Below are 25924 nucleotides of genomic sequence, written 5' to 3'. Positions count from 1 at the left end.
GCTAGGAGCCGTCGCCAATGGCGCTCCGCACGATCTTCGCCGACCCGATGCTGCGCCTGCTGGTGGGGGCGGTCGTATTGGCGGCTGTCCTGCCCATTCCCGCCGCGCAATCAGGCACGGCGCAGGGCTTGGCGAATGTCGGCATCTTTACGCTGTTCCTGCTTAACGGAATGCGCGTCTCGCGCAGCGAGATCGGCCGCGGGCTGCTGAACTGGCGTTTTATCGCACCCATCGTGCTGTGGGTGTTCGGTGCCATGGCGCTTGCTGGCCTTGGGCTAAGCACGCTGCTCTCCATCGGCCTTCCGCCGCTGGTGGCCGTGGGCTTCCTCTACCTCGGGGTGCTGCCGTCCACCGTCCAGTCGGCCACTTCCTACACCACGCTGGCCGAGGGCAATACGGGCCTGTCGGTGATTTCGGCAGCGCTCCTCAATATCTTGGGCGTTTTCGTCTCGGTCCCGATCTTCCTCGCTTTAGGCGGAACGGGCGAGGGCGCGGTCGGCATGGAGACCATCGAGCGGATCGCGCTGATATTGCTGCTGCCCTTCGTCATCGGGCAAGTGGTACAGGGCTGGACGCAAGGCTGGGTGACGCGCAACAAGCGGCACGTCGTCTGGCTCGACCGGCTGGTCATCGCGCTCGCTGTCTATGTCGCCTTCTCGGGCGCGGTAGAGCAAGGCATCTGGGGGCGGCTGGACCCCTTGGCATGGGGCTTCCTTGCGCTCGGCATTGCCGCGCTACTCGCGGTCGGAAACTGGGGGGCATGGCTTCTATCGGGCGCGCTCGGGCTCCCCCGCCGCGACCGGATCGCCTTCCTTTTTGCCGGCGCGCAGAAAAGCGCTGCGGTCGGCGTGCCGCTCGCCACCATCCTCTTCGCGCGCGAGGAGGCAGGCTTCATCATCCTGCCGCTGCTGCTCTACCACTTCTTCCAGCTCGTGCTGGCCGCGCCCCTGGCTAATCGTCTGTCGACAGCGACGCATCCTCCGGGTGGCGGCGATTGTGCCGCACCGACCACCAGAAGCTGAGGCCGATTAGGACCGCGCCCAAAAGCCCGGTGATAGTCTCCGGAATATGCCAGCGGGCCGACAACAGCATGATGATGCCGAGCACGATGATAGCCCAGAACGCGCCGTGTTCGAGATAGCGATATTGCGCCAGCGTACCGGTGCGTACGAGGTGGATCGTCATCGAACGTACGAACATGGCGCCGACCGATAGGCCGAGCGCAATGATGATCATGTTGTTCGACAGCGCGAAGGCCCCGATCACACCGTCGAAACTGAAGCTTGCATCCAGCACTTCGAGATAGAGAAATCCGCCCAGGCCCGATTTCACGATCTCGCCCGCCGCCTTCTTGCGCGCTTCGCGCGCCTCGATGATCGCCGCGATTGCATGGACAGTAATAAAAGTGATGAGTCCGAGGATCGCCGCCGTAAGGAAGGTGATGGAATCTTCGGGCGACAAGACGGTGGAGACGCCATAGACCAGGGCGAGAACCAGTCCGATCTCGACCGCGGGCACGTTGGAGAACTTGTTGATAGTCTTCTCCAGCGCTGCAATCCAGTGCACGTCCTTGTCTTCCTCGAAGAAGAAGGTGAGGCCGACCATCGCCAGGAAGGCCCCTCCGAAGCCCGCGATTGACACATGCGCGTCGGAGACAATCTGCTCGTAACGTTCCGGATCGTTGAGCGATAGCGATACCGCTTCCGTCGGGCCGACACCCGCAGCTATCGAAACGATGGCGATCGGAAAGACGATCCGCATGCCGAACACGGCGATGAGAATGCCGATGGTCAGGAAGCGTTGCTGCCAGACCGGGTCCATGTCGCGCAACACGGTGGCGTTGACCACGGCGTTGTCGAAGCTGAGCGAAACCTCGAGGATCGAGAGCACGATGACAATCCACAGGATGCCGAGCGTGGCGGTTATCGAACCCGTGCTGCTCCATCCATACCATGCAGCCAGCGCAAAGCAGACCGCCGTGAAGAGCAGCGAGAAGGTGTAATATTTGCGGATAGTTTCCATCGAATGCGGGGTCCCTCAGCCTTTTTTCGGCTGGTAAGTCTGGTCGCTGGTCGGGAAGCTGCGGCTGCGCACTTCCTCTGCATATTTGCCGACGGTGCCTGAAATCACCTCGGCGATATTCTCGTATTTCTTCACGAAGCGCGGCACGCGTTCGAACATGCCGAGCATGTCTTCGGTGACCAGCACCTGTCCGTCGCACTGGGCCGAAGCGCCGATGCCGATGGTTGGGCACGAGACGGCCTTGGTCGCCTCGATGGCGATGGGTTCGAGCACCCCTTCGAGCACGATGGCGAACGCCCCGGCCTCATCGAGCGCCTTCGCATCGCCGATGATCTTTTCCGCTTCGGCATCGCTGCGTCCGCGCGCCATGTAACCGCCCAGTACGTTAACCGCCTGCGGGGTAAGGCCGACGTGGCCCATGACCGGAATGCCGCGCTGGTTGAGGAAGGCGACGGTCTCGGCCATCTGCTCCCCGCCTTCCAGCTTAACGGCAGCGGCGCCGCTTTCCTTGAGAAGGCGCGCGGCGTTTTCGAAGGCCTGTTCCTTCGATGCTTCGTAGGAGCCGAAGGGCATATCCACGATCACGACCGAGTGATAGCTGCCGCGCACTACGGCGGCGGCGTGGTTGGACATCATCTCCAGCGTCACGGGGATGGTGGAGGGAAGGCCGTAGATCACTTGGCCCAGCGAATCGCCGACCAGCAGCATGTCGCAATGCGCATCGAGCAGTTGCGCCTGCCGCGCGGTGTAGGCGGTCAGCATGACCAGCGGGTCCTTTGTCTCCCCATCCGCCTTGTGCGCGCGGATCTTGGGGACGGTCAGCCGCTTCATCGGCTGGGGGGTGGGATTGGCCCGGCTGGTGCTCGTATCGAGCTGGAATGTGGTCGACATGGCGCACGCCCTAGCAAGTGCGGGGGAGAAGGCAAAGCAACGCTTGGACAGCCGCAGGTTTCCGTGCTTTAAGCGCGCATCAATGCGGTGCGGGAGGCATCGCTCGACGAGAGGGAAATACACGACAATGGTCGCTGCCGGCAAAACGACGGGCGAGGGCTGGTCCTCGCGCTCTGCATTTATTCTCGCTGCGGTGGGCGCCGCAGTCGGTCTTGGAAATATCTGGCGTTTCCCGACGCTTGCGGGCGAAAGCGGAGGCGGGGCCTTCGTTATCTTCTACATCGCCTGCGTGTTCTTGCTCGGCCTGCCGCTGGTTCTCTCGGAAATTTTCATCGGCCGGGTCGGCCAGACCGACGCGGTCGGCTCGATCCGCAAGGTGGCGCAGGATTCGAACGCATCGCTCAAATGGTCGATCTTCGGCGGGATCGGCGCGGTGGCCGCCTTCCTGATCGTGTCCTTCTATTCGGTCGTGGCCGGTTGGGTGCTCTATTATGCGGGCGTCATGGGCTGGGACCTGCTGCAGGCCATCGGCGCGGGCGAACCCTTCCGCGGCGCGCTGGCGGGTGAAGACCAGGCGCAGATCCAGCAGCGTCTGGGCGATATGTTCGCCAGCTGGCCGCTGCTCCTGACTGTGCACCTGCTGTTCATGGGGCTCACCCTCTATATCGTCGCGCGCGGGGTGAGTTCGGGTATCGAGACGGCCGCGAAATATCTCATGCCGATGTTCTTCGTGCTGCTGGTCGGCCTGGTGATCTTCGGCGCGATCGAAGGGGATATCAGCGAGGCGGCGGCCTTCCTCTTCACGCCTGACTGGTCGAAGCTGACGCCGCAGGTGATGAATTCGGCGCTGGGCCAGGCGCTCTTCTCGCTGTCGCTCGGCGTGGCAGGCCTCATCACATACGGCTCCTACATCAAGGAAAAGAGCAATCTGGGCGGGACCGCCGCGATGATTGCGGTGGCCGACACCAGCGTGGCGCTGCTCGCCGGGCTGATGATTTTCCCGATCGTGTTCGCCGTCGGTCTCGATCCGGCGGCCGGGCCGACGCTGGTGTTCCAGACGCTGCCCTTCGCGTTCCAGACCATGCCGGCCGGCGCGCTGTTCGGTTTCCTGTTTTTCATGCTGATCCTTGTCGCGGCCATCACCAGCTCGATCTCGCTGCTGGAGGTGCCGACCGCATGGGGCATCGGCGAGCTTGGCTGGAGCCGCCCGAAATCGGCGCTCGTCTTCGGCGTTGGCGCCTTCCTGATCGGCGTGTTCTGCCTGCTAGGCTATAACGTGCTTTCGGATGTGCGCCTGCTGGGCTTCTGGGACCTGTTCGCGGAAACCGACATTCTCGACACGATCGACGGCTTCACCGGCAAGGTCATGCTGCCCATTGGCGCGCTGCTGACCTCGCTGTTCATCGGCTGGAAGGCGGACGCCAATCTGCTGCGCACCACGACCGGGCTTTCGCCCGTGGCGTTCGGGCTGTTTCGCTTCCTGATCGCGTGGCTTTGCCCGCTTGCGGTGGCGATCATCCTCGTCACCGGACTTTTCCCGAGCCTGCTCGGCGCCTGATCCGGTCCGACGCAAAAAGGGCCGCTCCCGGTGGGGAGCGGCCCTTCGCGACCATATTCTGGTTTTTGGGTCGGCCTAGAGGTCGACCGAATCCACGTGCTGTTCTTCAGCCTCGTCATGGACATTCATGCCCAGCGCCATCTTGGCGACATTGAGGATGCCCATGTCGGCGTTCCAGATCTCGGCATCGCCAAGGTCCATGCGCATGAAGAAGATGTCCGGATCGTCCTTGCCGCCATCGTACCAGGCTTCGACGAAGTTGTTCCAGAACTGGTCGAACCGTTCCTGGCTGGTTTCCTTCACGAGATTGCCCTGGAAGCGGGCGAACATTTCGTGGCCCTTGCCGGCAAAGGTGGCGGTTGCCGGGCCAAGCTTGCAGAAATCGCTCTTCGTGTGGGTGAAGAACCAGATTGAGCTGTTGGCGTCCTTGTCGAGCTGCGGGCTCATGGGAACGGCGCTGGAGCTGTCGCCATCGAGCTGGAGGAAGAGGAAGGGGCTGTCGTCGAGCGCCTTCCAGAATTTTGTTTTCAGTTCGTCGGGATTGCCTTCGGCGTTTTTCATCGGTTTCTCCAAGAGTGTTTCACCCCTTCAATGACCGAGCGGCAGGTTTGGTCCCGCGCGCTGTGGAAAAGCGCCTTGGGAATTGCCATCGCGCCCAAGCTGGAACATAATGGGAACACACGAGTCGATTCTCCATGTCCCAGCCCGATCTTTCCTCCCTGCCGACCACGGCCTTCGAAGATGTCGCCACGCTTTCGGCGCAGCGCAGTGCGCGCTGGCGTCCGAGGCTGGCGGCGCAGCAGGGCAAGGCGCTGCACAGCGAAGTCTTCGCCTCCTCGCGCGAGGCGGCGGGGGCCGGGGCAGCGCTCGCGCTGGCGCTCGACGACTGGCGCAACGCGCCTCGCGGCGAAGGGGAAGAGGCGGAAGATCGCCGCAGCGTGCTGTGGGTCCAGACCCGCGATGCCGCGCGGCTGGGCGGCAGGCCCTATCGCGCCGGCCTGCCTGGGGATTTGCAGGCGCGCCTCATCCATGTGCTGGCCGAAAAGCCGGAGGATGCCCTCTTCGCAATGGAAGAAGGACTGCGCTGCCGCGAGCTGGCCTTCGTGCTGGGCGAGGTGTCGGGCAACCCGAAGGCGCTCGACTTCACCGCCTCGCGCCGGCTGACGCTGACCGCACAGAAACACGGTGTGCCGCTGTTCCTGCTGCGCGTGGACGCCGGGCGCGACCTGTCCTCGGCGCGGATGCGGTGGGAGGTGACCTGTGCCCCGTCGCCGGCGCCCGAATGGAACGCGCAGGCCCCGGGCAATCCGGCGTGGAAGGCCGAACTGTTCCGCGCGCGCAGCCATGCGCCGGGCGAGTGGGTGCTGAGCGAGAGAACCGGACAGCTGGAGGCTGCTCGCAAGTTGGGAAGCTATTCGCGCCCATCCATCGGCAAGGCATTCACCCTTGGCAAGCACACACGATCCTATTCCGTTCGTCCTGAGCCTGTCGAAGGACCGTCCTTCACTTTGGCAGGCGCTGCGCCCGAAGTAAGTACAGCCCTTCGACAGGCTCGGGGCGAACGGGTCTGAGAATCGTGGATTGTGCAGACCCGCCGCATCCTTTCCATCTGGCTCCCCGCCATGGCGATCGACCGCTGGCGGCAGGGCGCGTCCGAGCGGCGTGAGTTCGACGACAAGCCGCTCGTCCTGATTGCCGACACGGCGCACGGGCCGCGGATCGAAGCGGCCAGCCGCGCAGGCGCGGCAGCGGGGGCGCGGGCGGGCATGATGCTGGCCGATGCGCGCACGCTGTGCCCCGGAATCGTCACCGCGCCCTATGATCCGGCGGGCGACCTCGCCTTCCTCGAGAAGCTCGCCGTCTGGGCCCAGCGCTGGGGGCCGTGGTCGGCGATGGATGCGCCCGACGGGCTGCTGGTCGACGTGACGGCGGTGCCGCATCTCTTCGGTGGGGAGGAGAAACTGGTCGCCGATGTCGAAGCCGCCTTTGCCAAGCGCGAGCTGACCGTGCGCTGCGCCATCGCGCCGACGGCGGGCGCGGCTTGGGCGCTGTCGCATCACGCGCGTTCGGGCAGCATTATCGGCGGGCGTTCGGGAGAGGAGATCGAGCGGGCGCTTTCGGGGCTGCCGGTCGCGGCGCTGCGGCTGGACCAGGACGTGGTCACCGTGCTGCGCCGCCTCGGCCTGAAACAGCTGGGCGAGCTGACCACGATCGGCCGCGACGCGATCCAGCGTCGTTTCCGCAACCGCAAGTCGCCCGCCGCCAACCCGCTCATCCGGCTCGACCAGTTGCTCGGCCGCGTGCCCGAGCCGCTGTTGCCCGTGGTCCCGCAGCAAATGCCGCTGGTCCAGCGCCGCCTGCTCGAACCCATCCGCCACCGCCAGCTGCTCGACCAGGTGGTGAGCGACCTTGCCGATGACATGGCCCGCGAACTGGAAGGCCGGGGCGAGGGCGCGCGCCGGCTCGAACTGGGGTTATGGCGCGTCGATGGCGAAGTGACGGTGCGCCGCCTGGAACTCGCCGCCGCCACGCGCGAAGCGGCGCATATCGTGCGGCTGTTCGGGGCGAAGCTCGACGATATCGATGCAGGCTTCGGGATCGAGATGCTGCGCCTGCGCGCCAGTTGGGCCGAGCCGCTCGCGCTGGAGCAGGGCGATATCGAGGCGGCGGCGGAGAACCACGGCATCGCGCTGTCGGCGCTGGTAGACCGGCTGACGGTGCGGCTGGGCGAGGGGGCGGTGACGCGCCCCGTGCCTTTCGCCAGCCACATCCCCGAACGCGCCCAGCGCTGGCAGCCCCCGCTCGAACCCGAACCGCCCAGCCAGGGGCAGCTGGCCTTCCACAACCGGCCCCTGAAACTGCTCGACCGGGCCGAGAAAATCGCCGTGCTCTACGCCACGCCTGACGGCTATCCGCAACGTTTCCGCTGGCGGGGCGAGGTGCACGAGGTGACGCGCGTCGAGGGACCGGAACGCATCGCGCCCGAGTGGTGGCGCGAACGCGGGGCCACGCGGCTGCGCGACTATTACCGGATCGAGGACCAGCACGGGCGGCGCTACTGGATCTACCGGCTCGGCATCGCAGGCGACGGACGCGGCGGGGCGCCCGACTGGTATCTGCAGGGGCTGTGCGCCTGAGCGATCAGTTGTCGCGTACCGCGTCCGGATCGAGCTCGCGCATTTCCTCTTCGGTCAGCACCTTTTCCTCAAAGCCTTCGATCTCGGAGATCTCCGGCGCGATGGCGCTGGTGCGGCACACGCGATAGGCCGCCTCGCCGCGGCGGTGGCGAATGTTCTCGACGGTGGTGGCGGCAACGCGCGATTGTTCGAGCGCGCCGGGCGAATTGTTGAAGGGCGGCACCAGCACGGTCGCCGAAACGCAGCGTTCGGGCGCGGCTTCGCGCTCACGATCAAACTCCCGCTCATCCTGCGCAAGCGCGGCAAAGGGTAGGGCACAAACCGCGAGCGCGGCGGGAACGGCAAATTTCATGATACGACCTCCGCCATCGCCCCTGGCGCGAGAGAGGTGTCGCAAAGCTGAACCGTCAGCTGTCGCGCGAAACCAGCGAGGCGCGGCGGCCGCGGGAGGCGACAGGGATATTACCGAAATTGGCGACCGGCCCGCTCTGGACTTCGATCACTTCGCAGGTCTGCTCGACCACGCTTAGCGGGATCGGGCGTTCGAACACGATGCCGCAACTGTTCTCGTTCGCCCAGACGATCTTGCCGAAGAACTCGTAATCGCCCCATGCAAGCAGACCCGACACGCCTTCTTGCGGGGGATTGGCGGTTTCGAAACGTGCGCCAGCTTCCGACAAATCGGAAAGGCGCCCGTCGCGGTTTCCGCCGAGCATCTTGAGCTGGGCAGGGCAATCGACAGTGTAGCGCTGTACGGTACGACGTTCATCCTGGTTCGTCTGGGGAAGTCGTTGGAAAAGCGCCACGCGGTCAAACTCCTTTGTCGGTCCATCCGGCGTAGGGCAGGCTGGTGAATCTGACCTATATGGACAGGGTTAATTCCACGTAAGATTCAGCGCGCCGAGCCAGAAAAGGGCGGGCCCGGAGGCCCGCCCTGGCGTCTTCAGTTCAGTTCGCGCTGTAGGGCATCGAACTGTGGTGCAAGACGATGTCGAGTTCGCCATCCGCTCCGCGTTCGTAAGCGAAAGAGTATTCGACCTTCGTCTCGTTCCCATCGGTGCCGGTGAAGTAGTAATTGCCCATGGCCACGGCCATGTCGCCGCTGTCGGAAATGACCGTGCCGTTGTTCTCCCAGCGCACGGCGGTGAAGGGCGCGATGGCGAAGCCGCCGTCTTCCGTGCCTTCTGTGCCGACGAAATAGCTCAGGGCTTCAGTTTCACTCTCGCGGAACTGGTCTTCGGCAGCCAGAGTGGGCTTGAAGAGGATCGTTTGCCCGTCGCCATAGGCGTAGTGCGTGGCGATATGTTCTTGCGCGCTGGCGCGGTAATCGCCTCCATCGGTAAAGGTTTGGCCGATGGCGACGATGCCTTCGCCCCACGCCTTTTGCGCTTCGGCGACTTCGGCCTCGGTGATTGGAAGGCTGGCGTCCGAATTGGTTGCGGTATCGGCCGATGCGTTATCCGTGTCCGCCTCCATGGCTGCTTCTCCGCAGGCGGCGAGCGTCAGGGTGCTGGCGGCAAGAGCGGAGGCTGCAAAAATCGTTTTCATGATATTTCCCTTCTGTCGGCAAAATGCCGGTGTTGTTCACGAGAAGGGTGGTTGATATTCGGCCGCCCCTCTCAAACTGCGTCCGACATCGCGAGCGCCTGAAGCGCGCGCCAGAGGGGCCCGGTCCGCGTGAAAAATACGGGTGTCCAATTTCTTTGTTCCCGCGGCGATTGTGCCTTTTGTTATTGGCGAATCCAACATTGGAACATATATAGAACGCATGGCCGCGCAGACTGTCCTCCAGAAGCTCGAAATTCTCGCCGATGCGGCGAAATACGATGCGTCCTGTGCGTCCTCCGGCACGGCGAAGAAGAACAGCCTTGGCGGGAGGGGTATCGGCTCGACCGAAGGGATGGGCATCTGCCACGCCTATGCGCCCGATGGCCGCTGCATCTCGCTGCTCAAGATACTGCTGACCAACCACTGCGTGTTCGACTGCCATTACTGCGTCAATCGCAAGAGCTCGAACGTGGCGCGGGCGCGCTTCACACCGCAGGAGGTGGTCGACCTGACGCTCGCCTTCTACCGCCGCAATTATATCGAGGGGCTGTTCCTCTCCTCCGGCATCGTGAAGAACTCCAACCACACGATGGAGCAGATCGTCGAAGTCGCGCGGATTTTGCGCGAAGAGCATGATTTTCGCGGCTACATCCACTTGAAGACCATCCCCGAGGCCGATCCGGAAATCGTCCATCAGGCGGGGCTCTATGCCGACCGTGTCTCGATCAATGTCGAACTGCCGACCGACAGCGGCCTTACCCGCCTCGCGCCCGACAAGGATGCGCGGCAGATTGAAGGCGCGATGGGCAAGGTGAAATCCGATCTCGTCGAGGCGAAGGATGCGAGGAAGCGCTTCAAGCACGCCCCGCGTTTCGCGCCCGCCGGCCAGTCGACGCAGATGATCGTTGGGGCCGATGCCGCGACCGATGCCGACATCGTGGGCAAGGCGAGCCGGCTCTACGACAATTTCCGCCTGCGCCGCGTTTATTACAGCGCCTTCTCGCCCATTCCCGATGCCAGCGCGGTGCTGCCGCTGAAACGCCCACCGCTGATCCGCGAACACCGGCTCTACCAGTCCGACTGGCTGATGCGTTTCTACGGGTACAAGCCGACCGATGTGATGCAGGCGACCGAGGCGGACGGCAATTTGCCGCTCGATATCGATCCCAAGCTCGCCTGGGCGCTCAAGTTTCGCGAGGCTTTCCCAGTCGATGTGAACCGCGCGAGCAAGGAGCAATTGCTGCGCGTCCCCGGCCTCGGCGTGAAGGCGGTTGGCAAGATTTTGGCGAGCCGCCGTCACCGCGCGCTGCGTCTCGATGATGTGGCCCTGCTCACCCAGTCGATCACCAAGGTGCGGCCTTTCATCGTGACCGTCGACTGGCGCCCGATCACGCTAACCGACCGCGCCGATTTGCGCAGCCTGCTCGCGCCCAGGACCGAGCAGTTGGAGCTGTTTGCCGCATGACCGCGCTCCAGCACGTCAAACTCGGCACTTATTACGTGGTGCATCTGCCGGAAGCCGACGACTTCGACTTCTGGCGCGAGCGGGCGCGTGCGCTGGTCCAGTGCGATGTGCCGCCCGACCGGATTGCATGGGTCGAGCCGGGCGGTAGCGGCGACCTCTTCGCGCATGGCGAGCGGCGCATGCCCGTGCCACCGATGGATGCGAAGCCGGTGCGCGCCAACCGGCGCTTCGTGAGCCTTGCGAAGAATACCATCCTCCATTCCGACCCCGAGCGCTTCGCGCTGCTCTACCGCCTGCTCTGGCGGCTCCAGTCGAACCCGCGAATGATGGAGGACAAGGCCGACCTCGACGTTCGCCGGGTGGAGGAACTCGACAAGAATGTCCGGCGCGACAGCCACAAGATGCACGCCTTCGTCCGTTTCCGGCTGGTGGAGAGCGAGGACGAGGAAGTGGGCGAGCACTACGTCGCCTGGTTCGAGCCCGAGCACCACATCCTGCGCGCCAATGCAGGCTTCTTCATGCGGCGCTTTTCGAACATGCGCTGGTCGATCCTGACCCCGCGCGGAAGCCTGCACTGGGATACCGAGACCATGTCCGAAGGCCCGCCCGCCGAGCGTCACGACGCGCCCGGCGGCGATCCGATGGAGGATCTCTGGCGCACCTATTACGCCTCCATCTTCAACCCCGCGCGGCTGAAAATCGGCGCAATGCTGAAGGAGATGCCGAAGAAATACTGGAAGAATATGCCCGAGGCTGCGCTCATCCCCGACCTCATCGCGGGCGCGCAGGGGCGTGAGGCGAAGATGGTTGAGAAGGGCGCGCTGGAATTCGAGGAACGCCCCGATACGCTCGAGGCGATCGACAAGGCGATCCATGGCTGCCGCAAATGCCCCATCGGCCAGCTCGATAACCACGCCGTCATGGGCGAGGGGCCGCAGGATGCTTCCCTGATGATCGTCGGCGAACAGCCGGGAGACCAAGAGGACCAGATCGGTCGCCCCTTTGTCGGCCCGGCAGGACAATTGCTCGACGCGCATCTGGAGAAGGTCGGTATCGACCGCCGTGCGGCCTATGTCACCAATGCGGTGAAGCATTTCAAATACGTCCAGCGCGGCAAGCGGCGGCTCCACCAGAACCCGGGCGCGAAGGAGATCGACACCTGCCGCTGGTGGATCGAGAGCGAGCGGGAGATCGTGAAGCCCAAGCTGGTGCTCGCCATGGGCGCGAGCGCGGCGCGCAGCGTTCTCGGCAAGACGGTGAGTATTACCAAGGTGCGCGGCGCCCCCATCGCGCTGGAAGATGGCAGCGAGCTGTGGGTCACGGCGCACCCTTCCTACCTCCTGCGCCTCGAAGGCCCCGCACGCGAGGAACAGGCGCGGCTGTTCGATGCCGACCTCGCCGCTGTTCGCCAGCGGCTGGAGGAGCTGGCGTGACATGCCCGAGAACGACCAGCAGATACCCAAGCGGACGATCGAGCTCGATCCGGACGGCATAGACGCGCCGCCACGCGCGCCCTTTGTCGAACTCGGCCTCGTCTCCTGCTTCAGCTTCCTGCGCGGAGCGTCGGACGCGGTCGACCTCGTGCTGCAGGCCCGCGCGCTGGGCTATGACGCGATCGGGATCGCCGATGCCAACACCATGGCCGGCGTGGTGCGCGTGCATACCGAGGCGAAGACGCTCAAGCTGAAGCCCTGCATCGGTTGCCGGATCGAAACGGTCGAAGGCTTGGCCTTCCTTGCCTATCCGAAAAACCGCAAGGCCTATGGCCGGTTATGCCGCCTGATCTCGGCAGGCAGGATGCGCACGCTGTCGGGCGAATGGCAGGAGAAGGGCGCGTGCGACATCAGCCTCGCGATGCTGGCGCAGCATAGTGCGGGGGTGCAATTGATCCTGATTCCGCCGCGCGATTTGGGCGAGCAGTTCACCATCGAGGTTGAAAGCAACGTCGTCCCCTTCCGTCACCCCGGACTTGATCCGGGGTCCCGCTCCTCTTCGAGCGCGACGGCAGAAGAAGCGGGACCCCGGCTCGGGGGCCGGGGTGACGTTGAGATGATTGAGATGGAAGGGCGGTTCGAGGAAATCCTCCCCCACTTCGCACAGCAACTCCCCACGCTTCGCCATATCGCCGCCGCCTTCCTCTACACCGACAGCGACGTCGCGCGGATCGAGCAGCTGGACACGCTTGCGAAGGCGAACGGCCTCTCCATCCTCGCCACCAACGACGTGCATTACGCGACGCCCGACCGCCGCCCCCTGCAGGACGTGATGACCGCGATCCGGCACAAGACCACGGTCGCGCGCGCCGGGCACCTCCTCCACGGCAATGCCGAGCGGTACCTCAAGCCGCCCGAGACCATGTGCCGCTTGTTCGAGCGCTGGCCGCACGCAATTTCCGCCGCGCGCGAAGTGGCGGATGCCTGCGATTTCAGCCTCGACGAGTTGAAATACGAATACCCGGAAGAACTCTATCCCGGCGGCGCGGAACCGCAGGACTATCTCGAAAGCGAGACCTGGAAAGGAGCCGACTGGCGCTATCCCGCAGGGGTGCCCGACAGCGTCACCGAAACGCTGCACAAGGAACTCGCGCTCATCGGCAAGATGGACCTCGCGCGCTATTTCCTGACCATCAAGGACATCGTCGATTTCGCGCGGAACAAGGTCGCCCCCCCGATCCTGTGCCAGGGGCGCGGCAGCGCGGCCAATTCGGCGGTCTGCTATTGCCTCGGTATCACCAATGTCGACCCGGCGCAGCACCAGCTGTTGTTCGACCGCTTCATCTCCGAAGACCGCAAGGAGCCGCCCGATATCGACGTCGATTTCGAGCATGAGCGGCGCGAGGAGGTCATCCAGTATCTCTATCGCAAATACGGCCGGCACCGTGCCGGGCTTTGCGCCACGGTGATCCATTACCGCCCGCGCATGGCGATCCGCGAGGTGGGCAAGGCGATGGGGCTGACCGAAGACGTCACGGCTGCGCTCGCCAAGACGGTGTGGGGCGGCTGGGGCCGCGAGATCAGCGAACGCCACGCCGCCGAAACGGGTATGGATGTGACCGATCCACACCTGAAGCGTGTTCTCAAACTGACCGAGCAAATGATTGGAATGCCGCGCCATTTGTCGCAGCATGTCGGCGGGTTTATCCTCACCGAAGGCGCGCTGACCGAGACGGTGCCTGTGGGCAATGGCGCCATGCCCGATCGCAGTTTCATCGAGTGGGACAAGGACGATATCGAGGCGCTCGGCATTCTCAAGGTCGACGTGCTGGCGCTGGGCATGCTGACCTGCATCAGGAAATGCCTCGACCTCTTGGGCGACCACCACGGCCGCCAGCTCACCCTCGCCAATGTCCCGCGCGAGGACCCGGAAACCTACGCCATGCTGCGCGCAGGGGACTCGCTCGGCGTGTTTCAGGTCGAGAGCCGCGCGCAGATGAATATGCTGCCGCGCCTGCGCCCGCGGCAGTTCTACGATCTCGTCATCCAGGTCGCCATCGTCCGCCCCGGTCCGATCCAGGGCGACATGGTGCATCCCTATCTCAAGCGCCGCCGCGGGGCGGAGCCGGTGGTGATCCCCGCGCCATCGCCGCAGCATGGCCCGCCCGATGAACTTTCCAGCATTCTCGAGCGCACGCTGGGCGTCCCGATCTTCCAGGAGCAGGCGATGAAGATCGCGCTCGATGCGGCCAAGTTTTCGTCCAAGGAGGCGAACCGGCTGCGCAAGGCCATGGCCACTTTCCGCAGCCGCGGCATGGTGGACGAGCTGCAGGACATGATGGTCGAGCGCATGGTCCACCGTGGCTATGACCGCGATTTCAGCCAGCGCTGCTTCAACCAGATCCGCGGCTTCGGCGAATACGGCTTTCCCGAAAGCCACGCGGCCAGTTTCGCGCATCTCGTCTACGTATCGAGCTGGCTCAAGTGCCACTTCCCCGCGGCTTTCGCCTGCGCGCTGCTCAATTCGCAGCCCATGGGTTTTTATGCGCCCGCCCAGATCGTGCGCGATGCGGCGGAGCACGGGGTGTGGGTGCTCCCTGCGGATGTGAATTTGTCGCAATGGGACTGCACGCTGGAGGAGATCGCAGAAGGCAGGGCAACCGACGGCGATTCAGGTCGCCTCGACAAGCATATCGCTCTGCGCCTCGGTCTGCGCCAGATCGACGGGCTGCCCGAAGCCGTCGCCGCGCAGCTCATTGCCGAGCGCGAGGCGAACGGGCGCTATGAGGACGTACGCGCCTTGCGGGATCGCGCCCGCACCGGACCCGCCCATGTCGAACGCCTCGCCAGCGCGGATGCCTTCGGTTCGATGAAGCTCTCGCGCAGGCAGGCCTTGTGGGATGCGCGCAGCCTTGTCGGCGGGGCGGACCTGCCGCTGTTCGCCGTCGCTGCGGCGCGGGACGAGGGGGCGGAAAAGCAGATCACGCAGCTGCCGCAAATGCCGCTCAGCGAAGAAGTGGTGGCCGATTACCAGACCACGCGCCTCAGCCTGAAGGCGCATCCCATGGCGTTCCTGCGCGCCAGCCTGGCCGAGCGCGGCTTCGTGCGCGCCTGCGACCTGCGCGCGAAGAAATTCCGGTCCATGGTCCATGTCGCGGGCGTGGTGCTGATCCGCCAGCGACCGGGTAGCGCCAAGGGCGTGTGCTTCATCACGCTGGAGGATGAGACCGGGGTCATCAACCTCGTCGTCTGGCCGGACCTCAAGGAGAAACAGCGCCGCGTGGTCATGGGTTCGCGCCTGATGGAGGTGCGCGGCCGGGTCGAATATGACGACGAGGTCATCCACGTCATCGCGCAGCACATGACCGATGCGACGGGCGAGTTGCACAAGCTCTCCGACGATATGCTCAACGCCCCGCTCGCGCGCGCCGATCATGTCAGCAGCCCGCTGCCCGACAAGTTCAACCCGCGTGACAATCTGCGCGAGGGCAAGGACGATCCCTACCAGCCCGTCGAACCGTGGCAGGAGCCGCCGCCGGGCAATCGCGAGTGTGGCTGGCATCAGGGCCACCCGCGCGATGTGCGCATCATCCCGAAATCGCGCGACTTCCACTGAGGCCGGCGCTAGAGCGCCCTTCCGCATGTTCGATCCCGAGCGCCTTCTCGCCTTCGCCCTCATCACCGCGACCACCAGCATCGTGCCGGGCCCGTCGATGATGTTCGTCATGGGACAGGCGATCTGGCGCGGAGCCCGCTCGGGCTGGGCGGCGCTGCTGGGAATGCAGGTGGGCTACATCCTTTGGTGGCTGGCCGCCGCGCTGGGGCTGGGGACCCTCGCCAGGGCCTATCCGCTGGCCTTCCGGCTGTTGGCCATCGCCGGCGTGCTCTACCTGGCCTGGCTGGGCGCAAAGGCGATCCGCCACTCCTTCCACGCGGGCGAGGACGACGCTGCCGCACCGGCGCACAAACCGTCCGCCCACGCCTTTCGCGACGGTATCGCGGTAGCCATCGGCAACCCGAAATCGCTCGTCTACATGGTCGCCATCATCCCGCCCTTCGTCGATCCGGACCTGCCCGTGGGCTGGCAGATCGTCACGCTGGCGGTCATCGCGCTGGTGCTCGACCTGCTCGTGGGCTGGGCCTACATCGGCGCGGGGAAGCGGCTTGCGCGGGCGATGGAGCGGGCAGCCACGCGGCGATGGATCGATAGGGGCATCGGAATCGTATTCATCCTGATCGCGATCGCCATTGCGGTCGACCTCTACGGGACGCAGCTTTGACCTTCACCATCTCGCGCCGCATCGGGAAATTCGTCTTCGACCGGCGCGTGGTCCTGCTGCTGGTGCTGGCAGGGCTGCTCGTCGCGGCCCGCAGCTGGCTCGCGACCCATCCGGAGCACAACCCTTGGGCACCGCTGGACCTGAACGATCCCAGGGGCTGGGCAACCCAGCAGAAACTCGTGGCGCTGCGCGACGACGTCGCCACCTGCCGTGCGGTACTCGAGCGCAGCGAGGTCGGTTTTCGCGCGCTGGAGCCTGCCGGCGAGGGTGAATGCCGCCGCGAGGACCGCACCCGGCTTTCCGGCTATCCGCTGAGCCCGGACACGCCTGCCACGACCTGTCCGGTGGCCGTGGCTATGGAACTCTGGAAGCGGGACACGCTCGAGCCCGCAGCGCGCGAAATTTTCGGCAGCGAGGTGGCCCGGATCGAGCATCTGGGCGCCTATTCCTGCCGCCGGATGTACGGGCGCGAGGACGGCCCGTGGAGCGAGCACGCGACCGCCAACGCGCTCGACATTGCCGGCTTCGTATTGGCGGACGGGACCCATATCAGCGTGTTGTCCGACTGGCAGGGCGAGGGCGACAAGCAACGCTTCCTGCGCGCGGTACGCGACGGCGCCTGCGGAGCGTTCTCGACGGTACTCTCACCCGATTACAACGCCGCGCACGCCGATCACTTTCATTTCGACATGGACAGCCGCTGGACCAGCGTCTGCCGCTGATTAGGCCGCTTCGAGCGAATATCCTGCGCTGCGCACGGTACGCACGGGGTCCTTCGCACCTTCGATCTCGATCGCCTTGCGCAGGCGGCGGATATGGACGTCGACCGTGCGCAGTTCGATATCGCTTTCGGTTCCCCAGACACCGTCGAGGAGCTGGTTACGGCTGAAGACGCGGCCCGGGCTTTCCATGAAGAACTTCAGCAGGCGGTACTCGGTCGGGCCAAGCTTCAGGGTCTTGCCCCGACGCGTCACCTTGTGGGCGACGGGATCGAGCGCGAGATCGCCGACTTCGACGCTTTCGCCCGCCAGGACCGGCCGGATGCGGCGCATTACGGCTGCTACGCGGGCGAGAAGTTCACGCGGGGAGAAGGGCTTGGTCAGATAATCGTCGGCGCCGGTTTCGAGGCCGCGGATGCGGTCGTCCTCGGCTTCGCGCGCAGTCAGCATGATGATGGGGACGCTGGCGGTGGCCTTGTCGCGGCGCAGGCGGCGGCACACTTCGATGCCGCTGGTGCCTTCGATCATCCAGTCGAGAATGACGAGATCGGGCACGTCCTCGGCAGCGAGCAGCAAGGCTTCGTCCCCGTCCGAGGTTGCGCGAACATCGTAGCCCTCGTTGGCAAAACGGTATTCGAGCAGCTCGGCGAGGGCCGGATCGTCCTCGACCAGTAGTAACTTGCCTGCCTGCACCTTGGCCCCTTCCTGCGGTTTGGTTGGCACGGCAGTATGACCCTCAAGCTACAGATTTGTGTCAGGCAACCGGTCAACCGTCCTCGTCGGGCGGATAGGTGCCCGTCGCGGCAAAGTGCACCATTTCGGCAACATTCGTCGCGTGGTCGCCGATGCGTTCGAGGTTGCGGGCGACGAAGAGCAGCTGCGCGGCGCTCGAGATGGTCGAGGGGTTTTCGACCATGTGGCTGACGAGGTTGCGGAAGATCGAATTGTAGAAGGCGTCGACCTTCTCGTCCGCCGCGATGACTTCGCGCGCGAGTTCCGGGTCGCGCGCGGCATAGGCGGTCAGCACGTCGTGGACCATTTCGCTGGCGACTTCGGCCATGGCGGGGAGTAGCGTAAGCGGTTCGAACTGCTTGCGATTGTCGCCGATTTCGCGGCTCGCCTTGGCGATGTTCTTCGAATAGTCGCCGATGCGTTCGACAACGCCCGCGATCTTAAGCGCGGCAATGACTTCGCGAAGGTCGTCCGCCATCGGGGCGCGCAGGGCGATGATGCGCACGGCGAGCTTGTCGATCTCGCTTTCAAGCGCGTCGATCTTCTTGTCGCCCTTGACGACTTTCTTGGCGAGATCGTCGTCGCCCTTGACCAGCGCGTCGAGCGCTTCCTGGATCGCCACTTCGGCGAGGCCGCCCATTTCCGCGATAAGGCCGCGGAGGCGCGTGATGTCTTCGTCGAAGGCTTTTACGGTATGTTCGTTCATGTTCTCAAAGCCTTATCCGTAGCGCCCGGTGATGTAATCCTGCGTGCGCTGTTCGATCGGATTGGTGAATATGTCAGAAGTCCGGCCATATTCCACCATCTTTCCAAGGTGAAAGAAGGCGGTACGCTGGCTGACACGGGCCGCCTGCTGCATCGAGTGCGTAACGATAACGATCGCATAACGACCGTTTAGTTCGTCTATAAGCTCTTCGATCTTGGCGGTTGCGATCGGGTCGAGCGCCGAGCAGGGCTCGTCCATCAGGATCACTTCGGGGTCGACCGCGATGGCGCGGGCGATGCACAGACGCTGCTGCTGACCGCCCGAAAGCGCGGTGCCGCTGTCCTGCAGGCGATCCTTGACCTCTTCCCACAGACCAGCGCGGCGGAGCGACTTCTCGACCACCGCATCGAGCTCGTCCTTGCCCTCGGCGAGGCCGTGGATCTTCGGGCCGTAGGCGATGTTGTCGTAGATCGACTTGGGGAAGGGGTTCGGCTTCTGGAACACCATGCCGACGCGAGCGCGCAGCTGCACGACGTCGAGCTTCGGGCTGTAAATGTTGTCGCCATCGAGCGTGATCTCGCCTTCGACACGCGCCGAAGGGATCGTGTCGTTCATGCGGTTGAGCGTGCGCAAGAAGGTCGACTTGCCGCAGCCCGAGGGGCCGATGAAGGCGGTGACATACTTCGTCGGAATGTCGATCGAAACATCGTCGATCGCCTTCTTGTCACCGTAGAACACGCTGACATCGCGCGCGCTCATCTTGGCGTCGGTGTCGGTCAGATTGGGATGGACTACGGTCACCACTTTTTCTCGAACTTGTTGCGCAGGTAGATGGCGAGGCCGTTCATCACGAGGAGGAACAGCAAGAGGACGATGATAGCAGCGCTGGTGCGCTCCACGAAACCGCGGTCGATTTCATCGGACCAGAGGAAGATCTGCATCGGCAGCACGGTGGCGGGCGCGGTGAAGCTGTCGGGCGGGCTCGCGACGAAGGCGCGCATGCCGATCATCAGCAGCGGCGCGGTTTCGCCCAATGCTCGGGCCATGCCGATGATGGTGCCGGTCAGGATTCCGGGCAGGGCGAGCGGCAGGACGTGGTGGAAGACCACCTGTACGGGCGAAGCGCCCACGGCCAGCGCACCGTCGCGGATGCTGGGCGGCACGGCCTTGATGGCGTTGCGGCCGGCGATCACGATAACCGGCATGGTCATCAGCGCCAGCGTCATACCGCCGATGAGCGGGGCGGAGCGGTAACTCGGGAAAATGGTCAGGAAGACCGCAAGGCCGAGCAGGCCGAAAATGATCGAGGGGACCGCCGCGAGATTGTTGATCGACAGCTCGATGAGGTCGGTCCACCTGTTCTTCGGCGCGTATTCCTCGAGGTAGAGCGCTGCCAGGACGCCGATCGGGAAGGCGAGGGCGAGCGTGACGATCATCGTCAGGATCGAGCCCTTGAGCGCGCCCCAGATACCCACCTGCTGAGGGTTGGTGGCGTCGGCGCGGGAGAAGAAGCCCGCGTCGAAATTCTTGGCGAGCTTGCCTTCTTCGGCGAGCTGCGAGGCGAGCGCCTGCATCTCCGCAGAGCCTTCGCCCGCGAGGCCTTGGGCAAGATCGGCGCTGGCCGGAATCCAGAAGGTTTCCTGACGCTGCACGATGCCGGGGTCCGCCGAAATCGCGGCGGCGACATCGCGCCAGGCCTGCGTGCCGATTTCTTCCGCTCCCGCTTCGCCCAGTTCCTCGATAGCGAAATACTGCACCACGTCGCGCAGGCCCTGCGCCTCGAGCGACTGCATCGCCTGCGAGGTACCCATGACGGAAGGATCGGCGGAGATCCCGGCTTGGGTGAAATCGATCGGCACGGCCACCTCGGCGCGCTGGAAGCCGCCGATGCCGTTGAGGGTCATCGTGCCGAGCAGGTAAACCAGCACGGCGACGGAGAAGACGATGGCGGCAAGACCCATGGCCTTGAACCGCTTTTCGGCTGCGTAGCGCTTTTTCAGCCGCGCTTCGAAAGCGGGCGTGCGCGTGGGGGCGATTTGCTCACTCATAAGCTTCGCGGAACCTCTTCACGACGCGCAGGGCGATGAAGTTGAGACCGAGGGTGACGAGGAACAGCACGAACCCCAAGGCAAACGCGCTGAGCGTTGCCGGGTGGTCGAAACTGCCTTCACCCGTCAGCATGGCGACGATCTGGACCGTCACCGTGGTCATGGAGTCGAGCGGGTTGGCGCTGAGATTGGCGGCGGTAGAGGCGGCCATCACCACGATCATCGTTTCGCCGATAGCGCGGCTGATCGCCAGCATGACGCCCGCCACGATGCCGGGCAGGGCGGCGGGCACGATCACGCGGCGGATCGTCTCGTTGGTGGTCGCGCCCATGGCGAGGCTGCCGTCGCGCATGGCCTGCGGCACGGCGGCGATGCTGTCGTCGGCCATGGAGGAGACGAAGGGAATGATCATAACGCCCATGACGAGGCCTGCGGCCAGCGCGCTCTCGCTCGAGGCGGAGGATGCACCCAGCGAAATCGCGAAGTCACGGATCGCCGGGGCGATCGTGAGCGCAGCGAAATAGCCATAGACCACGGTCGGGACACCGGCGAGGATTTCGAGCGCCGGCTTCACCCAGGCGCGCAGCTTGGGATTGGCGTATTGCGTGAGGTAGATCGCGCTCATCAGGCCGAGCGGGATAGCCACGATCATGGCGATGATTGCGCCGATGAAGAGCGTGCCCCAGAACAGCGGGATCGCGCCGTAGCGGGTTGGGTCCGGGTTCTCGGCATTGGCCATCGGGTCGGGTGCCCAATGGGTGCCGAACAGGAAGTCGATCGGATTGACCATGCCGAAGAAGCGGATAGTCTCGAACACGAGGCTGACGAAGATGCCGAGCGTGGTCAGGATGGCGACCAGCGAGGCACCGAGCAGGATCGCCATGACGATCTTTTCCACGCGGTTGCGCGCGGCAAAATCGGGTTTGAGGCGCAGGAAGGCCCAGACGCCGCCGAGGAAGGCGATCGCCAGCGTGACGATAATGCCGATCCAATTGTAGCGGCTGATCGCCTCGCGATACGGCTCGACGAATTCGCGGGCGAGCGGGTTGAACACGCCCTGTGCGGCGCCGCTCGCGACCGCGCGCGCTTCGTTGAGGATGGTCTGGCGCTGGAAGCCGAAGGCCGGCAGCTGGTCAGCCGCAGGCGTGGCCAGGACCGACTGGGTGACGAGGCCGGGCGCAATCGCGCTCCACGCCCCGACGAAAATCAGGACGGGCAGAACGATCCACAGCGCCACGTACCACGCGTGATAGCTGGGAAGGCTAGCCAGCCGCCCATCGGGGCTGGCGCGCCGGAAGGACCATGCACGTGCACGAGCCGCCAACCAACCGGCGAGCCCGAGCCCGAGGGCCAGGAGAAGCAGGAGGGTCGGCGACATCGTGCGTGCGTAGTCCTTACTTGAGCTCGGAGCCGTCGAGCGTGTCGTAGTTCGTGGCGGCCGACATCGAGCGGGCCATCACGTCATCGGGGTTGGCCACGAGGCCGATCTTGGCGAGTTCGCCGTCACGGTTCCACATCGTGGTCCACTGGCCGAGGAATTCCTTGAGGCCGGGGATGGCATCGAGGTGGGCCTTCTTGACGTAGACGTAGAGCGGACGCGCGCCGGGATATTCGAAGCTGGCGATGTTCTCGTAGGTGGGAGCAACGCCGTTCATGTTGAGGCCCTGCACCTTGTCGGCGTTTTCCTCAAGATAGGAATAGCCAAAGATACCCACAGCGTTCGGGTTACCTTCGATCTTCTGCACGATCAGGTTGTCCTGCTCGCCCTGGTCGACATAGGCTCCGTCGCTGCGCACTTCGGTGCAGAGCTGGGCGTGCTGGTCCTTGTCGCTGTCCTTGAGCGCCTTCATTTCGGCGTTAGTGTCGCAGCCGACTTCGAGGATCAGTTCCTTTAGCGCGTCACGCGTACCCGAGGTACTCGGCGGACCGTAGACGAGGATATCGACATCCGGCAGCGACGGGTCGACGTCAGACCACTTCTGGTTGGTCTGTTCTTCGCCATAGGGACGCGCTGCGATGGCTTCGTAGACCATCTTGGGCGTCAGGTTCATTGTGATGCCGCCCTTGGCCGAGGCCAAGGCAATCCCGTCGAGGCCGACCTGGATTTCGATGACGTCGGTGACGCCGTTCTGCTGGCAGGTCTCGAACTCGCTGGCCTTCATGCGGCGCGAGGCGTTCGCGATGTCGGGCGTTTCGGCGCCGACGCCGGCGCAGAACAGCTTCATGCCGCCGCCCGTGCCGGTCGATTCGATGATCGGCGACTTGAAGTCGGGGTTCGAGCGGGTGAAGGTTTCCGAAACGGCCTTGGCGAACGGATAGACGGTCGAGGAACCGACGGCCTTGATCTGGTCGCGCGAGGCGCCGCCACCGGCGTCGTTACCGCCGCAAGCGGCGAGGGTCAGGGCCGAGGCGGCCGCGAGAGCGAGTTTGAAAGTCTTGGTCATTCTTAGGGTACCCCTTTGGTGTCCACTAGCCGCGCAAGAGCGCGATAATGTTACGTGTTGACGACAAGAGTGTGACTTTCGCTACGGGGCCACCGAATCTGTGGTTGGCGGCCCCATAACGGCATTGCGATCAGAAATCGACCTGTGCGCGCACACCGAAGGCATCGACGCCGTAATCGGTGTCGCCGTCGGCGGTCGGGATGACGGCGTCCTTGTAGTCCATCCGGCCGTAATTCACGCTGAAGAGCGTGTAATCGGTGGGCTTCCAGACGAGCGAGGCCTGGTAGCCATTCTGCACGCCGCCGAGGATGCCGGCGTCGTTGAGGTCGAGGTGGTCGTAGCGCAGGTTGAACTGCAGCGAACCGAAACCGCCTTCGCCGACCGGATTGGCGGGCTTGGTGCGGTCGAACTTGCCGCCCTTGTAGCCGCGCGTATCGCCGCCGGTGAGGAAGTAGCCGACCTCGGCATAGCCGCCGAAGAAGGTCGGGTTTTCGGAAAGCGGCATGTCGACATTCTGCCAGTAGCCTTCGGCCACGGCGTGGAACGGACCGGCGATGGCGGCGGCTTCGAGACCGGCGCCGAATTCGCTGTCGGCTCCGAGGTTGCCGGTGTTCACGAAGCGCGTCGAGGTGAAATGGACGAGCGGACGCTGGCGATAGCGCACGGTGGCATCCTCTTCGCCAAGCTCGTTATAATGCAGCGAACCGCCGAGGTGCAGCTGGGTATTGCCGAGCTTGGGCATCACGACCAAGCGGCCGTCGACGCCGCGATTGTCGGTCCCGGTGTCGTCGAAATTGTCGGTGAAGACACCGGCCTGGGCCAGCACGATGCCAGCTTCATAGCTCGCCGAGAGTCCGATGCGGCGCTCGAAACCGAAGGCGTCGGTGAAGGCGGCGCGCTCGATGAAGCTGGTGTGCAGCGAGCTGGTCAGCTCTTCGAGCGACTGGAAGTTGTTGTGGTGGCCCACGGTGACTTCGAAATCGCCGTCTTCATAGGTGAGGATGGCGTCGGCCGCCTCGACCTCGTTACCAGCGAAGTCGAGCTCGAACTTGTAGCCGAAGCCGCCGGGTAGATCGCCCGAAGCGCCAAGGCGTGCGCGGCGAACCTCGTTGCCGAAGCCGGTGTCGGCATCGACCGAATCGGGCGCGTTCACGGTGCCGGCGTCGAACATCAGTCGGCCGCGAGGCTTGAAGCTCCACCCGCTCTTTTCGAGCACGGCAGCCGGCTTGGGCTCGGGCGCAGGCTGGGCGACCGCTTCGGCGTTGGCCGCGATCACGGCGTCCTGGTCGGCCTGGGCCGCCTGGGTCTGCTCCAGCTCGGTTTCGAGCTGGTCGATGCGGCTGACGAGCGCCTGCAGCTGCGCGCGCATGGCGGCGAGTTCTTCTTCGGCGGTTGGGGTGGCAGCTGCGTCCTGCGCGAACACCGGAGTAGCAATGGTGCAGCTCATGGCCGCCGCGAGGACGGAGAGCTTGAAAGCGGTCTTCATGTTACGAATCCCTTACGAGGTTACGATCCGGGGTCGCCTCTATGACCGCTCTATTACGGCTTTGTGACACATGGCGTGCGTGACCATGCAGGCTGTGGACAGCCTGTGCAGAAGCTGTGATTTTTCGGAGATTTGGGCGCCTAGCTGGCGAGGGGAAGCGTCACCTTCACCCGCGTGCCTTCGCCCAGAACGCTGTCGATCGCGAACTTGCCGCGATGGCGTTCGACGATGTGTTTCACGATGGCGAGGCCAAGCCCCGTACCGCCCGAAGCGCGGCTGCGGCCCGGATCGGTGCGATAGAATCGCCGGGTGAGGTGCGGCAGGTGTTCGGGCGCAATCCCGTCGCCGCGGTCCTGCACCGACAGCTGCACGCGTTTGTCGCCTTGCGGCTGGAGGCGGACGGTCACGGTCTTGTCTTCGTCGCCATATTTGAGGCCATTGTCGACGAGGTTGCGGACCAGCTGCTCAAGCTGTTGCTCGTCACCGCAGATGGTGAAATCGCCGTGGGCCTCGATATCGAGGCGCTTGGCCCGGTCGCCAGCGGCATCGCGCGCCGCGCGGTCGACCAGCTTGCCGAAATCGAGCGTCTCGTTCGGGATGTCGTGCTTTTCCGCCTCGATGCGCGAGAGCGACATGAGATCGCTCACGAGATCTTGCAGCCGCCGCCCTTCGCGCTGGATGGTGGCCAGGAACTTGTCGCCCATCTTGGGATCGAGATCGTCTATATCGTCCCGCAGCGTCTCGACATATCCGAGGATGGAGGCGAGCGGAGTGCGCAACTCGTGGCTCGCATTGGCGACGAAATCGGTGTGCGCGCGGCTGATGTCCGCCTCGGCGGTGCGGTTGACCAGCTCGATAATGGCAAGACCGCCGTCGAGCGTCTTGCGGTTGATGCGCCAGATGTCACGCCTGCGGGCAAGGCCTCGCACCACCGCTGCGCCATCCTCGTTGCTTTCCAGCAGGCTGATTGCTTCGGGCTTGCGCAGCGCAATTCGCGCGTCCTGCCCGACGATATGCGCGCCCAGCAGGCGGCGCGCCGCGAGATTGGCGATGATCACGCGCCCGCCATCGGTGACCAGCACCGGCGTCTGGGAGTGTTCGACAAGGTCGCCCATCATGTCGCGCGAGATGCCGCCATTGCCGTTCGCCTGCACGGGCGGCGGCGGGGCAGAGCCGACCAGATAGAGCGATCCTGCCCAGACCAGCAGCATGAGGAGGATGGGAAGGATCGGCAAGCCGAGCACGGCCAGGCCGATTGCCGTCGCGATCGCCAGCGCAAATGCGGACCAGGGGAAAGGGCGTTCGCTCATTTCGGGCACGCGCTTAGCGAGCCTCTCGGCTCCGCGCTAGTGCGCCATGCGATTTGTCATGCGAGTGGTGGTGACCCGTACGGGAATCGAACCCGTGTTTCAGCCGTGAAAGGGCCGCGTCCTAACCGCTAGACGAACGGGCCAC

The 25924-nt window shown here is 64.6% G+C and carries 23 protein-coding genes and 1 tRNA gene; 9 read left to right on the top strand and 15 right to left on the bottom strand.

Features of this window, described 5'->3' with window-relative positions:
- The first annotated feature begins 17 nt into the window (after positions 1-17).
- Positions 18-1022, top strand: a complete 1005-nt coding sequence (locus K3148_RS00120) for a bile acid:sodium symporter family protein (protein ID WP_221425342.1) — start codon at positions 18-20, stop codon at positions 1020-1022.
- On the opposite strand, the gene K3148_RS00115 is transcribed toward K3148_RS00120, so the two are convergent.
- Together K3148_RS00115 and panB are read right to left on the bottom strand one after the other, a co-directional pair.
- A complete protein-coding gene (locus K3148_RS00115) occupies positions 952-2022 on the bottom strand; it encodes a DUF475 domain-containing protein (protein ID WP_221425341.1) in 1071 nt (356 codons plus the stop codon). The genes K3148_RS00120 and K3148_RS00115 overlap by 71 nt on opposite strands.
- A 15-nt stretch (positions 2023-2037) precedes the next feature.
- Complete coding sequence (gene panB, locus K3148_RS00110) at positions 2038-2913, bottom strand: 3-methyl-2-oxobutanoate hydroxymethyltransferase (RefSeq protein WP_221425340.1); 876 nt, start codon at positions 2911-2913, stop codon at positions 2038-2040.
- Positions 2914-3040: 127 nt separating this feature from the next.
- On the opposite strand from panB, the gene K3148_RS00105 reads away from it, so the two are divergent.
- On the top strand, positions 3041-4471 hold the full coding sequence (locus tag K3148_RS00105; protein ID WP_221425339.1) for a sodium-dependent transporter: 1431 nt from the start codon (positions 3041-3043) through the stop codon (positions 4469-4471).
- A gap of 75 nt (positions 4472-4546) precedes the next feature.
- Here K3148_RS00105 and K3148_RS00100 read toward each other — a convergent pair whose 3' ends face one another.
- Positions 4547-5032 (bottom strand): pyridoxamine 5'-phosphate oxidase family protein, encoded by a 486-nt coding sequence (locus K3148_RS00100; RefSeq protein WP_221425338.1) that lies wholly within the window; start codon positions 5030-5032, stop codon positions 4547-4549.
- Positions 5033-5166: 134 nt separating this feature from the next.
- Here K3148_RS00100 and K3148_RS00095 point away from each other — a divergent pair, with 134 nt between their 5' ends.
- Entirely contained in the window at positions 5167-6042 is an 876-nt protein-coding gene (locus tag K3148_RS00095) for a hypothetical protein (RefSeq protein ID WP_247711595.1), read from the top strand.
- Positions 6043-6093: 51 nt separating this feature from the next.
- Complete coding sequence (locus tag K3148_RS00090) at positions 6094-7608, top strand: DUF6504 family protein (protein WP_247711692.1); 1515 nt, start codon at positions 6094-6096, stop codon at positions 7606-7608.
- 4 nt (positions 7609-7612) lie between these two features.
- Here the strand turns inward: K3148_RS00090 and K3148_RS00085 are convergent, their stop codons facing one another.
- From K3148_RS00085 to K3148_RS00075, 3 genes are all read right to left on the bottom strand, one after another.
- Positions 7613-7960, bottom strand: coding sequence for a hypothetical protein (locus K3148_RS00085; protein WP_221425337.1), 348 nt, complete (start codon positions 7958-7960; stop codon positions 7613-7615).
- Between the two features lie 55 nt (positions 7961-8015).
- Entirely contained in the window at positions 8016-8414 is a 399-nt protein-coding gene (locus K3148_RS00080) for a PilZ domain-containing protein (protein WP_221425336.1), read from the bottom strand.
- A gap of 142 nt (positions 8415-8556) precedes the next feature.
- Positions 8557-9156, bottom strand: a complete 600-nt coding sequence (locus K3148_RS00075) for a phosphoribosyl-AMP cyclohydrolase (protein ID WP_221425335.1) — start codon at positions 9154-9156, stop codon at positions 8557-8559.
- Between the two features lie 220 nt (positions 9157-9376).
- Between K3148_RS00075 and K3148_RS00070 the strand changes: the two genes are divergently transcribed.
- Genes K3148_RS00070 through K3148_RS00050 form a run of 5 tightly spaced genes read left to right on the top strand, consistent with a single transcriptional unit; the run spans position 9377 to position 17056 of the window.
- Entirely contained in the window at positions 9377-10621 is a 1245-nt protein-coding gene (locus K3148_RS00070; RefSeq protein ID WP_221425334.1) for a putative DNA modification/repair radical SAM protein, read from the top strand.
- Complete coding sequence (locus K3148_RS00065) at positions 10618-12054, top strand: UdgX family uracil-DNA binding protein (protein WP_221425333.1); 1437 nt, start codon at positions 10618-10620, stop codon at positions 12052-12054. The genes K3148_RS00070 and K3148_RS00065 overlap by 4 nt, the downstream gene beginning before the upstream one ends.
- Position 12055: 1 nt before the next feature.
- Complete coding sequence (locus tag K3148_RS00060; protein WP_221425332.1) at positions 12056-15670, top strand: error-prone DNA polymerase; 3615 nt, start codon at positions 12056-12058, stop codon at positions 15668-15670.
- A gap of 25 nt (positions 15671-15695) precedes the next feature.
- Complete coding sequence (locus K3148_RS00055) at positions 15696-16334, top strand: LysE family translocator (RefSeq protein WP_221425331.1); 639 nt, start codon at positions 15696-15698, stop codon at positions 16332-16334.
- The gene (locus K3148_RS00050) at positions 16331-17056 is read left to right on the top strand and encodes an extensin-like domain-containing protein (protein WP_221425330.1); all 726 of its coding nucleotides are present in this window, start codon (positions 16331-16333) and stop codon (positions 17054-17056) included. Before K3148_RS00055 ends, K3148_RS00050 begins: the two co-directional genes overlap by 4 nt.
- On the opposite strand, the gene phoB is transcribed toward K3148_RS00050, so the two are convergent.
- From phoB to K3148_RS00005, 9 genes are all read right to left on the bottom strand, one after another.
- Positions 17057-17746, bottom strand: a complete 690-nt coding sequence (gene phoB, locus K3148_RS00045) for a phosphate regulon transcriptional regulator PhoB (RefSeq protein ID WP_221426556.1) — start codon at positions 17744-17746, stop codon at positions 17057-17059.
- Positions 17747-17819: 73 nt separating this feature from the next.
- Complete coding sequence (gene phoU, locus K3148_RS00040; RefSeq protein WP_221425329.1) at positions 17820-18491, bottom strand: phosphate signaling complex protein PhoU; 672 nt, start codon at positions 18489-18491, stop codon at positions 17820-17822.
- Positions 18492-18503: 12 nt separating this feature from the next.
- Positions 18504-19250, bottom strand: a complete 747-nt coding sequence (pstB, locus tag K3148_RS00035) for a phosphate ABC transporter ATP-binding protein PstB (RefSeq protein ID WP_221426555.1) — start codon at positions 19248-19250, stop codon at positions 18504-18506.
- Positions 19251-19288: 38 nt separating this feature from the next.
- On the bottom strand, positions 19289-20539 hold the full coding sequence (gene pstA, locus K3148_RS00030) for a phosphate ABC transporter permease PstA (protein ID WP_221425328.1): 1251 nt from the start codon (positions 20537-20539) through the stop codon (positions 19289-19291).
- Complete coding sequence (gene pstC, locus K3148_RS00025) at positions 20532-21917, bottom strand: phosphate ABC transporter permease subunit PstC (RefSeq protein ID WP_221425327.1); 1386 nt, start codon at positions 21915-21917, stop codon at positions 20532-20534. The genes pstA and pstC overlap by 8 nt, the downstream gene beginning before the upstream one ends.
- A gap of 16 nt (positions 21918-21933) precedes the next feature.
- Positions 21934-22983, bottom strand: coding sequence for a substrate-binding domain-containing protein (locus tag K3148_RS00020; RefSeq protein WP_221425326.1), 1050 nt, complete (start codon positions 22981-22983; stop codon positions 21934-21936).
- 130 nt (positions 22984-23113) lie between these two features.
- Complete coding sequence (locus K3148_RS00015) at positions 23114-24469, bottom strand: OprO/OprP family phosphate-selective porin (RefSeq protein ID WP_221425325.1); 1356 nt, start codon at positions 24467-24469, stop codon at positions 23114-23116.
- A 140-nt stretch (positions 24470-24609) separates the two neighbouring features.
- Entirely contained in the window at positions 24610-25779 is a 1170-nt protein-coding gene (locus K3148_RS00010; protein WP_221425324.1) for a sensor histidine kinase, read from the bottom strand.
- Between the two features lie 68 nt (positions 25780-25847).
- Positions 25848-25922, bottom strand: a tRNA-Glu gene (locus K3148_RS00005).
- Positions 25923-25924: the final 2 nt, after the last annotated feature.

Source organism: Qipengyuania aurantiaca, from assembly GCF_019711375.1.
Taxonomy (GTDB): domain Bacteria; phylum Pseudomonadota; class Alphaproteobacteria; order Sphingomonadales; family Sphingomonadaceae; genus Qipengyuania; species Qipengyuania aurantiaca.
Note: the sequence above shows the minus strand (reverse complement) of the source record. Positions and strands in the feature narration are given on the sequence as shown.